This window comes from Albidovulum sediminicola (genome assembly GCF_025751575.1).
In the GTDB taxonomy this organism is placed as follows: Bacteria; Pseudomonadota; Alphaproteobacteria; order Rhodobacterales; family Rhodobacteraceae; genus Albidovulum; species Albidovulum sediminicola.
The window spans coordinates 22,350-33,700 of record NZ_JAOWLA010000024.1; the positions used below are offsets into that span (position 1 = coordinate 22,350).

Below are 11,351 nucleotides of genomic sequence, written 5' to 3' on the forward strand. Positions count from 1 at the left end.
GCTCACCCCCAATGCACGTCGCCGAGGAAGATGTAGCCCGCGCCGTAGATCGTCTTGATCAGCCGCGGGTTCTTGGGGTCCTCGCCCAGCTTGGTGCGCAGACGCGAGATGCGCACATCCATCGCGCGGTCGAAGCTTTCGCCCGCCGCGCCGCCCAGCATCTCCTGCATCTGCGCACGGGAGATCAGCCGCTTCGGGCTTTCAAGGAAGAGCCGCAACACCTCGCCCTCGGCATGGCTGAAGGGAACCTCCACCCCGGTCTGGTCGATCAGGACGTAGCGGTCGAACTCCGCCGTCCAGCCGTTGAAGCGCGCGATCTGGGTCGAGCGGTCGCCCTCGGTCCGGTTCTTGCGCAGGCGCGCGCGCACGCGGGCCACGACCTCGGCCGGCTCGAACGGCTTAATGATGTAGTCGTCCGCCCCAAGCTCCAGCCCCGTGACCCGGTCCTGTACCTGCGCCCGGCCCGAGATGATGATGATCGCCGCCCCGCTTTCCAGCGCCAGCCGATGGACGATGGCCAAACCGTCGCGGTCGGGCAGGCCCAGGTCGACCAGGCAGACATCGGGCGTCGTGCGCTTCAGCCCCGCCTCGAACTCCGTCGCCCGCGCGTAGCAGGTGGTCCGAAAGCCGGCCTCTTCCAGCGCCTCCGACAGCATCCGCCGTATTTCCGGCTCGTCATCCAGGATCGCGACATGGGCTTGGGTCATTCGTCCTCCGCTTGGGCCACAAAGGCCGAAAGCTCCTCGAAGGTAAAGGGCTTGGTCAGGACCGGCACCCCGTTGGCGCTTTCGCGCAGCGCGTCGCCCCTGGGAAGCGAGGTCATCAGCGCCCGGCGAAGGCCGGGCGTGCGCGCGGCAAGTTCGTTCATCAGGTCGATGCCGGTCGCGCCATCCGGAAGACCGATGTCCGACAGGACCAGCCCCAGCCCCGGCAGGCCGGAGAGTTCCAGCGCTTCCTCGACGCTTCCGGCTTCGACGACCGTGTGGCCCATGGCGCGCAGCATCTCGCGGACGGAGGCGCGGATGACCTCGCTGTCCTCGACCAGAAGGACCAGCATGGGCGCGGCGCGGGGGCCGACCGGGCGCAGCGGCAGGCGCAAGGTCACAGAGGCCCCGCCGCCGGTGCGGTTGGCAAGCTTCACGCTGCCGCCCGCCAGTTTGGTCTGGTCGTAGACCATCGACAGGCCCAGCCCCGAACCTTCGCCCCCCTTGGTGCTGAAGAACGGGTCCAGGGCGTGCTTCAGCGCCTTTTCCGAGAAGCCTGGCCCGGTGTCTGTCACCCGGAACTCCAGCCAGGTGTCTCGCAGGGCGCGCGCGCTGACCGCAATGCGGCCGGGGCGCGATCCGATGGCGTCACGCGCGTTGATGATGAGATTGAGGAGCGAGTCCTGCAACGCGCCCGGGTCGAGCAGCACCCGGTCCGGCAGGTCCTCAAGCGTCACACCAAGGGTAATGGCCTGCGGCAGGATCGGGCCTGCCATCGTCTTCAGGTCGGCCATGAAGGCCATCAGGCCGGTCGGCGCGGGGTGCAGGTCCGAAGGGCCCGAGATCCGGGCGATCCGGTCCAGCAGCGTCCCGCCCCGGCGCGCCGCGGCCAGCGTCGCGCGGGCGATCTCGGTGGCGTCGGGGGGCAGTCCCGCGACGCGTTCCAGCCGCCCCTGAAGGCCCATGATGATGGTCAGCAGGTTGGAAAAGTCATGCGCAAGGCCCGAAGTGAGCTGGGCCGCCAGTTCGCGCTTGGCCGTATGGGCCAGCGCCGCGCGGGCCTGCGTTTCCTCGGTCACGTCGGCCGACAGGACATAGACGCCCTGGATACGCCCCTCGGCGTCATGCTCGGGCGTCAGGGCCACGCGGATGCGGTGGCCCGAACCTTCATGCGTGGTCTCGAAGACGTTCGCCTCACCGGCCAGGGCACGGCGCAGACCCGGCTCGATCCGGGCGAAGGTCTCCGGACCAAGCGCCTCGGCCACGGTCAGGCCGATGATGTCGCTGGGACTTCCGGGCATGACCGCGCTCAGCCGGCGATTGGAGAAGGTGTAGTGAAAATCGGGCGTCACATGGGCGATATGCGCGGGCACCATGCCGGTGACCAGCCGCGTGCGCGCCTCGGTTTCCATCAGTTCGCGCTTGGTCTCCTCCAGCGCGGCGTTGGTCGCCGCGAGCGCGCGATTGGCCTGCGCCAGGCGTTCGGCGTGGGTCAGGAGCTGGTCCGAAAGCTCCTCCGAGCGGACCCGAAGGAGCGCCTCCTGGTTCTTGATCTCGGTGATGTCGGTGTAGACGGCGACCCAGCCGCCCTGCGCCAGCGGCGCGCCCTCCACGCTGATGGTGCGGCCGTTGGAGCGGGTGCGCTCGATGTAATGCGGCTTGAAGGCGCGGGCCTGTTCGACGCGGATACGGACCGCCTCTTCGGCATCCTCGACCTCGCCGTATTCGCCGCGCGCGACCAGGTGGCGGATCGTGTCCTCGAACGTCGCGCCGGGGGAGACCAGGCTGTCGGGCAGGTCGAACATTTCCTGGAACCGCCGGTTGCTGACCACCAGCCTGAGGTCGCTGTCGTAGATCGACAATGCCTGCTGAATCAGGTTCAGCCCGGCCTGAAGCATTCGTGTCTGTGCGCCCGCTGCCTGCACCCGCGTTCCTCCGGTTCCTTGGCTAACACCCGCGCACGGGTCCCGAAAGGGGGTAAGACGGGTTTGTTACAATTCGTAAGATTCCCGAAAAAGTCAGGAAACCTTTGACCGACAATCCTTCTGGCAAGACGCTGGGCGCCAGAGGAATCGCCCTGGCGAACAGCAAGCGCCGTGAGCGGCGCGGGAGGAGGACCCTTGGTCGAGAAGACGGCGACGGACGCTGCCTTGCAGTCCATTCCGGCTTTGCTGGCGCGAAATGCCGCGAAATGGGGGGCGATGCCCGCCTACCGCGAGAAGGAATTCGGCATCTGGCAAAGCTGGACATGGTCCGAAACGGCGGACGAGGTCCGTGCCATCGCGCTTGGCTTCCTGACGCTCGGACTTGAGCGCGGCGACCATGTCGCCATCATCGGGCGCAATCGCCCGGCGCTTTACTGGTCCATGATGGCCGCGCAGATGTGCGGCGCGGTGCCGGTTCCGCTTTATCAGGACGCCGTCGCCGAAGAGATGGCCTATGTCCTGGACCATTGCGGCGCGCGCTTCGTGGTCTGCGGCGATCAGGAACAGGTCGACAAGGTGCTGGAGGTCCAGGACCGGCTGCCGAACATCCACCAGATTGCCTATCTCGACCGGCGCGGGATGCGAAAATACGACCATTCGCAGATGAACGCGCTGGCCGATGTCGCGGCCGAGGGCCGCGCGGCCCATCAGCGCGTCGGGGCCGAGCTTGACAAACGGATCGCCGAACTGACCTTCGACCATCCCTGCGTGATGCTCTATACCTCGGGGACGACGGGCAAGCCGAAGGGCGTGGTGCTGTCGAACCGCAACATCATCATGACCTCGAAGAACTCGGCCGAGTTCGACCATCTGCGCCAGACGGACGAGGTCCTGGCCTATCTGCCGATGGCCTGGGTCGGCGACTTCATCTTTTCGATCGGGCAGGCGCTGTGGACGGGCTTCACGGTGAACTGCCCCGAGAACGCCTCCACCATGATGAACGACCTTCGCGAGATCGGGCCCACCTATTTCTTCGCGCCGCCGCGCGTCTTCGAAGGCCAGCTGACCAATGTCATGATCCGGATGGAGGACGCAGGCAAGCTGAAGAAGCGGATGTTCGACCATTACATGGCGCTTGCCCGCCGGGTTGGCCCGGCGATCCTGGACGGCAAGCCCGTCTCGGCGATGGACCGGCTGCGTTACCGCCTGGGTGACATCTTCGTCTACGGGCCGCTGAAGAACACGCTGGGCTATTCCCGCATCCGCGTGGGCTATACCGCGGGCGAGGCCATCGGGCCTGAGATCTTCGATTTCTACCGCTCGCTCGGCATCAACCTGAAGCAGCTTTACGGGCAGACCGAGGCCTCGGTCTTCATCACCCAGCAGCCCGACGGGCAGGTGCGTTCGGACACGGTGGGCGTGCCCTCGCCCGGCGTCGAGGTCCGGATCGCGGACAACGGAGAGGTCTTCTACCGCTCCCCCGGCACCTTCGTTGAATATTACAAGAACGCGGAATCGACCGCCTCGACCAAGGACGCCGAAGGCTGGGTCGCAACGGGCGACGCGGGCTTCTTCGAGGAAGACACCGGCCACCTGCGCATCATCGACCGCGCCAAGGACGTGGGCAAGATGGCGGACGGTCGGCTGTTCGCGCCCAAATACGTGGAAAACAAGCTGAAGTTCTACCCCAACATCCTTGAGGCGGTGGTCTTCGGCGCGGGGCGCGAGATGTGCACCGCCTTCATCAACATCGACCTGACCGCCGTCGGGAACTGGGCCGAGCGCAACAACATCGCCTATTCCTCCTACCAGGAACTTGCCGCCCATCCCAAGGTCTACGAGATGATCCAAGGTCATGTGGAGGAGGTGAACCGCTCGGTCGCGGCCGACCCGATGCTGTCGGGCTGCCAGATCCACCGCTTCCTGATCCTGCACAAGGAACTCGATGCCGATGATGGCGAGCTGACCCGCACCCGCAAGGTTCGCCGCAACATCATCGCCGAGAAGTTCGCCGACCTGATCGACGCGCTCTATGCCGGCAAGGACCAGATCTACACCGAGACCGAAGTGACCTACGAGGACGGCCGCAAGGGCTCCATCAAGGCGACGCTGACGCTGCGTGACGCGGCGGTCGTGGACGGCCAGAAGAGGATGGCGGCGGAATGAACCAGATGAACCCCGAAGGCTACACCACCGCCGACGGCCGCAAGATCGGCCCGGTGCTGATGGAGATGAAGAACATCACGCTGCGCTTTGGCGGCGTGAAGGCGATCACCGATATCTCCTTCGACATCCGCGAGGGGGAGATCCGCGCGATCATCGGGCCGAACGGCGCGGGCAAGTCCTCGATGCTGAACGTCATCTCGGGCTTCTATGTGCCCCAGGAGGGTGAGGTCTGGTTCAAGGGCTACAAGCGCGGGCCGATGAAGCCCTATCAGGTCGCGCGCCTGGGCATCGCGCGGACCTTCCAGAACATCGCGCTTTTCGACGGGATGAGCGTTCTGGACAACATCATGACCGGGCGGCTCACCCTGATGAATTCGGGGCTCATGGCCCAGGCGATGTGGTGGGGCACGGCCGAGAAGGAAGAAACCGCGCACCGCGAGAAGGTCGAGAAGATCATCGACTTCCTGGAAATCCAGGCGATCCGGAAGACGCCCGTGGGCCGTCTGCCCTACGGGTTGAAGAAGCGGGTGGAACTGGCGCGCGCGCTGGCGGCGGAACCGAAGCTCTTGCTGCTGGACGAACCCATGGCGGGCATGAACGTCGAGGAGAAGGAGGACATGTGCCGCTTCATCCTCGACGTGAACGATGAATTCGGCACCACGATCGCGCTGATCGAACACGACATGGGCGTGGTCATGGACCTGTCCGACCGGGTCGTGGTCATGGATTACGGCAAGAAGATCGGCGACGGCACCCCCGACGAGGTCCGCAACAACCCCGACGTGATCAACGCCTACCTGGGGGTGTCGCATGACTGAGGCACACGCACCGCACAACGCCGGCACCAAAGCGGAGGCCCACCATGCCTGACCAGCTTCTCTACGCAATCGAGGCGGGGCTGAACGGCCTCATGGCCGGGGTCCTTTATGCGCTCGTGGCGCTGGGCTTCGTCCTGATCTTCAAGGCGTCCGGCATCTTCAACTATGCGCAGGGCGTGTTGGCGCTTTTCGCCGCGCTGACCCTTGTGGGGTTCCAGAATGGCCAGATCCCCTTCGCGCATCTGCTCAATGCGATCTTCGGTACTGACCTGCACGAATTCGGCTGGCACTTGCCCGCCATCGTCGCGATCGTGCTGGCGGGCGGCGTCATGGTGCTTCTGGCCATCGTCATCGAGCGCTACGTGCTCAAGCACCTGGTCAACCAGGCGCCGATCATCCTCTTCATGGCGACGATCGGCATGGCCTATTTCCTCGAAGGGCTGGGCGACATCATGTGGGGCGCCGACATCAAGAAGCTGGATGTCGGCCTGCCGCAGGGCATCAACGAGACCATCGACTCGGTCACCTACAACGCCTTCGGCTACGGTTTCTTCATCGACAACCTCGATATCGTGGCCTCGGTCGTGGCGGCGGCTCTGGTGATCTCGCTTACGATCTTCAGCCAGTACTCCAAGCAGGGCCGGGCGCTGCGCGCGGTCGCCGACGATCACCAGGCGGCGCTTTCGGTCGGCATTTCGCTGCGCTTCATCTGGGTGCTGGTCTGGTCGATCGCGGGCTTCGTGGCCCTGGTCGCGGGGATCATGTGGGGCTCGAAGTCGGGGGTTCAGTTCTCGCTTTCGCTCATCGCGCTCAAAGCGCTGCCGGTCCTGATGCTGGGCGGCTTCACCTCGATCCCCGGCGCCATCGTCGGCGGCCTGATCATCGGCATGGGCGAGAAGCTTTTCGAGTTCTTCGTTGGCCCGATGATCGGCGGCGCGACCGAGAACTGGTTCGCCTACGTCCTGGCGCTGCTGTTCCTCGTCTTCCGGCCGCAGGGCCTGTTCGGCGAAAAGATCATCGAGAGGGTTTGACGCATGTTCTACCGTGAGGCCGGCGACTTCAAGACAAGCTACGCCGACGACAGCCAGACCTTCCCGATCCGCTTCGACCGGCTGCGCTATTACGCCGTGATCGCGGTCGCCTTCGGCATCGTCCCCTTCGTCATCAACGACTACTGGGCGAACGCGGTTTTCGTGCCCTTCCTGATCTATGCGATCGCGGCGCTGGGCCTGAACATCCTGACCGGCTATTGCGGGCAGGTGTCGCTCGGCACCGGGGGCTTCATGGCGGTCGGGGCCTATGCCTGCTACAAGCTGATGACGGCCTTCCCGGAGGTCTCGATCCTGATCCATGTGCTGCTGGCCGGTGGCGTGACCGCCGTGGTGGGTGTGCTGTTCGGTCTGCCGTCGCTCAGGATCAAGGGGTTCTACCTCGCGGTGGCGACGCTGGCCGCGCAGTTCTTCCTCGTCTGGCTCTTCAACAAGGTGCCGTGGTTTTACAACTACTCCGCCTCTGGCCAGATCTCGGCGCCCGAACGCACGATCCTCGGCCAGGCGGTCACGGGGGCGAACACGACGGCCTCTGCCAAGTATCTCTTCTGCCTGATCATCCTCTTCGCGCTTGCCTGGCTCGCGCGGAACCTGACGCGCGGCACCGTGGGGCGCAAGTGGATGGCGATCCGCGACATGGACATCGCCGCCGAGATCATCGGGGTGAACCCGCTGACGACCAAGCTCTCGGCCTTCGCGATCTCGTCCTTCTACATCGGGGTGGCCGGCGCGCTCTTCTTCGCGGTCTATCTTGGCGCGGCCGAGGTGGGGGAGGCCTTTGGCATTCAGAAATCGTTCCTGATCCTCTTCATGATCATCATCGGGGGCCTGGGCTCGATCTTCGGCAGCTTCGCGGGTGCGGCCTTCATGGTTCTGCTGCCGGTCCTTCTGAAGAACGTCCTTGTCGGCCAACTGGGCTGGGCGACCGACCTTGCCGCACATGTCGAACTGATGATCGTTGGCGCGCTGATCGTGATCTTCCTCATCGCCGAGCCGCACGGCATGGCGCAGCTCTGGCGGCTCGCGAAAGAGAAACTCCGGCTTTGGCCCTTCCCGCACTGAGGGGCCGCCCAACCACAAGACCGGCAGGAGCCGGCTGACCGAAACGCTTAACCCCTGGGAGGAGACCCAAATGAAGAAGACCCTGACCGCGATTGCCCTGGCCATGGCTGCGGCCACGCCGGCGATGGCAGAGCTGGTGGTGCCGAACCTGTCCTACCGGACCGGCCCCTACGCGCCGGGCGGCATTCCCTATGCCGACGGTTTCAACGACTATTTCACGCTTTTGAACGAACGTGACGGCGGTATCGGTGGCGAAAAGGTCGCAAACCCGGAATGCGAGACCGCCTACAATACCGAGAAGGGCGTGGAGTGCTACGAGGCTACCAAAGGTTCAGGTGCGCTCGTCTATAACCCGCTCTCGACCGGGATCACCTACCAGCTGATCCCGAAGGTCACTGCCGATGGCATCCCGCTTTACACGCCGGGCTACGGCCGCACCTCGGCGGCCAACGGCAAGGTCTTCTCCAATGTCTTCAACTACCCGGCCAACTATTGGGACGGCGCGTCGGTCGCGATCACGCATCTTCTGTCTGAAAATGGCGGCGACCTGTCGGGCAAGAAGATCGCGCTGGTCTACCACAACTCCGCCTATGGCAAGGAGCCGATCCGCACGCTTCAGGAGCTGTCCAAGAAGCACGGCTTCGAACTGGTCGAGATCCCGGTTGACCACCCCGGCCAGGAACAGAAGTCCCAGTGGCTGCAGATCCGCCGTGACAAGCCCGACTACGTCCTGATGTGGGGCTGGGGCGTGATGAACGCCGTCGCCATCCAGGAAGCCGCGAACATCCGCTACCCGATGGAGAACTTCATCGGCGTCTGGTGGTCGGGTTCTGAGAATGACGTTCTGCCCGTCGGAGACGGCGCCAACGGCTACAAGTCGCTCGCCATGCACGGCACCGGGATGGACTATCCCGTTTACGCCGACCTCAAGCAGTATGTCTATGACGCGGGCAAGGCCTCAGGCGCTGGCGACCAGGTGGGCTCGGTGCTCTACTCGCGCGGCATGTACGCTGCGCTGGTCATCTCCGAGGCGATCCGCAAGGCGCAGGAACTGGCCGGCACCTCGGCAGTCAACGCAGCGCAGGTGCGTGACGGTTTCGAGGCGCTTGAAATCACCCAAGACCGGATGACCGAGCTTGGCCTGCCCAATTTCGGCCAGGCCTTTGCATCCTCGTGCGAGGATCACGGCGGTCCTGGCAATGCGATGATCCAGCAGTGGGATGCCGCCGCCAAGAAGTGGAACCTGATCACGGACTTCATCGCGCCCGATGACGAAGTGCTGACGCCGCTCGTCATGGAGGACTCGGCCGCCTACGCCGCCGAGAACAACATCGCGGAACGCTGCAACTAAGCGGCCTGACACCCGCCCCCGGCCCGTTCAGGGCCGGGGGCATCCGGAAAACTCAACGACGGGGCACCCCATGCTCGACGCCGCCAAGACCGACGCGCTGCTTGAGGTCAACAACATCGAGGTGATCTACAATCACGTGATCCTCGTCCTGAAGGGCGTCAGCCTTTCGGTGCCCAAGGGCGGCATCACCGCGCTTCTGGGCGGCAACGGCGCGGGCAAGACCACCACGCTGAAGGCCATTTCGAACCTGCTGCATTCCGAACGCGGCGAGGTGACCAAGGGCTCCATCGTCTACCGTGGCGAGCGCGTGCAGGACATGAGCCCTGCGGACCTGGTGAAGAAGGGCGTGATCCAGGTGATGGAGGGCCGCCACTGCTTCGGCCATCTCACCGTGGAAGACAACCTGCTGACCGGCGCCTATACGCGCAGCGACCGCGAAGTCGCGAAGGACCTGGAGATGGTCTACCACTACTTCCCGCGGCTGAAGGAGCGGCGGAAAAGCCAGGCGGGCTACACCTCTGGCGGTGAGCAGCAGATGGTCGCGATCGGCCGCGCGCTGATGAGCCGGCCCGAGACGATCCTGCTCGACGAACCCTCCATGGGCCTCGCGCCCCAGCTTGTCGAACAGATCTTCGAGATCGTGAAGGCCGTGAATGAGAAGGAGGGCGTAACCTTCCTTCTGGCCGAGCAGAACACCAACGTCGCCCTGCGCTACGCCCATTACGGTTATATCCTGGAAAGCGGGCGCGTGGTGATGGACGGCCCCGCAAAGGACCTCCGGGAAAACCCGGACGTGAAGGAATTCTACCTCGGCATGTCGGACAAGGGACGCAAGAGCTTCCGCGACGTGCGCAGTTATCGCCGGCGCAAGCGCTGGCTGGCCTGACAAGGCACCAACCCGCGACAAGGACAGCGATCCCCCACACACGGTGCGGGGAAGGGAGGGGGGCGACCCCAAGGATGACATGAGCCATTACGACAGCCTTGAAACCCGGTCGTCAGACAAACGCGCGGCAGCCCAGCAGGAGGCGCTGAACGCCCAGTTGCGGCGCCTGGGCCTTGACCCCGTGGATGGGCTTGGGGCGCTGTCGGGCCTGCCGGTGCTGCGCAAGTCCGAGCTTGGCCAGCGCCAGAAGGACACCCCGCCCTTCGGCGGCATTCCGGTTTCGAACCTCGCCCATGTCTTCCAGTCGCCGGGTCCGATCTACGAACCGGGCGGGGTCAGTCATGACTGGTGGCGCATGGGCCGCTTCCTCCACGCCGCGGGGGTGGGCAAGGGTGACATCGTCCATAACTGCTTCGGCTACCACCTGACGCCCGCCGGAATGATCTTCGAGAACGGTGCACGGGCCGTGGGGGCGGCGGTGCTGCCTGCGGGCACGGGCCAGACCGACTTGCAGGTGCGCGCCGCGGCCGACATCGGGACGACTGCCTATGCCGGGACGCCCGACTACCTGAAGGTCATCCTCGACAAGGCCGAGGAGATGGGCGAACGGCTGAAGATCACCAAGGCCGCCGTCGGGGGCGGTGCGCTTTTCCCCAGCCTGCGCAAGGAATATGCCGAGCGGGGCATCTCTTGCCTGCAATGCTACGCCACGGCCGATCTTGGCAACATCGCCTACGAAAGCCCGGCGATGGAAGGCATGATCGTCGATGAGGGCGTGATCGTCGAAATCGTCCGTCCCGGCACCGGCGACCCGGTCCCGGAGGGCGAGGTGGGCGAAGTCGTGGTCACCACGCTCAACCCCGACTATCCATTGATCCGATTTGCCACGGGCGATCTTTCGGCGGTTCTGTCCGGGGAAAGCCCCTGCGGACGGACCAACCTGCGCATCAAGGGCTGGATGGGCCGCGCCGATCAGACCGCCAAGATCAAGGGGATGTTCGTGCGCCCCGAACAGGTCGCGGCCTTCGTCGCCCGCCACGCCGAGATTACCCGCGCGCGGGTCATCGCGACGCGCGAGGGCGAGATGGACGTGATGACGGTCCGCATTGAAGCACCCCAGGGCGCCGGCGCCGGCTACGAGGATTCGATCGTGGAGGCCCTGAAACTGAAGGGCCGGATCGAGATCGTGCCGCCGGGCAGCCTGCCGAACGACGGCAAGGTCATCGACGATCAGCGCGTCTACGACTGAGGGGCGAACCTTGGCTGACCTGCCACTGGTCTTTCATCCAGCCACGACCGGAGCCCGGTGGTTATTTACGCCTATTGGCGCGGGTTGAGCAATCGCCCGTCGCGCGGAGCTTTCATCTCGCGCAGCGGGACGGGCGATTGC

The 11,351-nt window shown here is 65.0% G+C and carries 9 protein-coding genes; 7 read left to right on the plus strand and 2 right to left on the minus strand.

The features are described from left to right. Positions 1–2: 2 nt before the first annotated feature. Together OE647_RS18420 and OE647_RS18425 are read right to left on the minus strand one after the other, a co-directional pair. Positions 3–707 carry a response regulator transcription factor gene (locus OE647_RS18420; protein WP_263723229.1) on the minus strand — a complete coding sequence of 235 codons (705 nt, stop codon included), beginning with the start codon at positions 705–707 and terminating at the stop codon, positions 3–5. Continuing rightward, the gene (locus OE647_RS18425; RefSeq protein WP_263723237.1) at positions 704–2,602 is read right to left on the minus strand and encodes a PAS-domain containing protein; all 1,899 of its coding nucleotides are present in this window, start codon (positions 2,600–2,602) and stop codon (positions 704–706) included. The genes OE647_RS18420 and OE647_RS18425 overlap by 4 nt, the downstream gene beginning before the upstream one ends. Positions 2,603–2,824: 222 nt before the next feature. On the opposite strand from OE647_RS18425, the gene OE647_RS18430 reads away from it, so the two are divergent. The 7 genes from OE647_RS18430 to OE647_RS18460 all read left to right on the plus strand — a co-directional run bounded on the left by OE647_RS18430 (position 2,825) and on the right by OE647_RS18460 (position 11,210). Then, positions 2,825–4,795: a long-chain fatty acid--CoA ligase gene (locus OE647_RS18430; protein WP_263723230.1), complete on the plus strand. Its 1,971-nt coding sequence runs from the start codon at positions 2,825–2,827 to the stop codon at positions 4,793–4,795. Further along, the gene (locus OE647_RS18435; RefSeq protein WP_263723231.1) at positions 4,792–5,613 is read left to right on the plus strand and encodes an ABC transporter ATP-binding protein; all 822 of its coding nucleotides are present in this window, start codon (positions 4,792–4,794) and stop codon (positions 5,611–5,613) included. Before OE647_RS18430 ends, OE647_RS18435 begins: the two co-directional genes overlap by 4 nt. 44 nt (positions 5,614–5,657) lie before the next feature. Beyond that, positions 5,658–6,644: a branched-chain amino acid ABC transporter permease gene (locus OE647_RS18440; RefSeq protein ID WP_263723232.1), complete on the plus strand. Its 987-nt coding sequence runs from the start codon at positions 5,658–5,660 to the stop codon at positions 6,642–6,644. Positions 6,645–6,647: 3 nt separating this feature from the next. Further along, the gene (locus OE647_RS18445; protein WP_263723233.1) at positions 6,648–7,724 is read left to right on the plus strand and encodes a branched-chain amino acid ABC transporter permease; all 1,077 of its coding nucleotides are present in this window, start codon (positions 6,648–6,650) and stop codon (positions 7,722–7,724) included. Between the two features lie 70 nt (positions 7,725–7,794). Next, positions 7,795–9,075, plus strand: coding sequence for an ABC transporter substrate-binding protein (locus OE647_RS18450; RefSeq protein WP_263723234.1), 1,281 nt, complete (start codon positions 7,795–7,797; stop codon positions 9,073–9,075). 70 nt (positions 9,076–9,145) lie between these two features. After that, entirely contained in the window at positions 9,146–9,961 is an 816-nt protein-coding gene (locus OE647_RS18455; protein ID WP_263723235.1) for an ABC transporter ATP-binding protein, read from the plus strand. A gap of 79 nt (positions 9,962–10,040) precedes the next feature. Further along, on the plus strand, positions 10,041–11,210 hold the full coding sequence (locus OE647_RS18460; RefSeq protein WP_263723236.1) for a phenylacetate--CoA ligase family protein: 1,170 nt from the start codon (positions 10,041–10,043) through the stop codon (positions 11,208–11,210). Positions 11,211–11,351 lie beyond the last annotated feature (141 nt).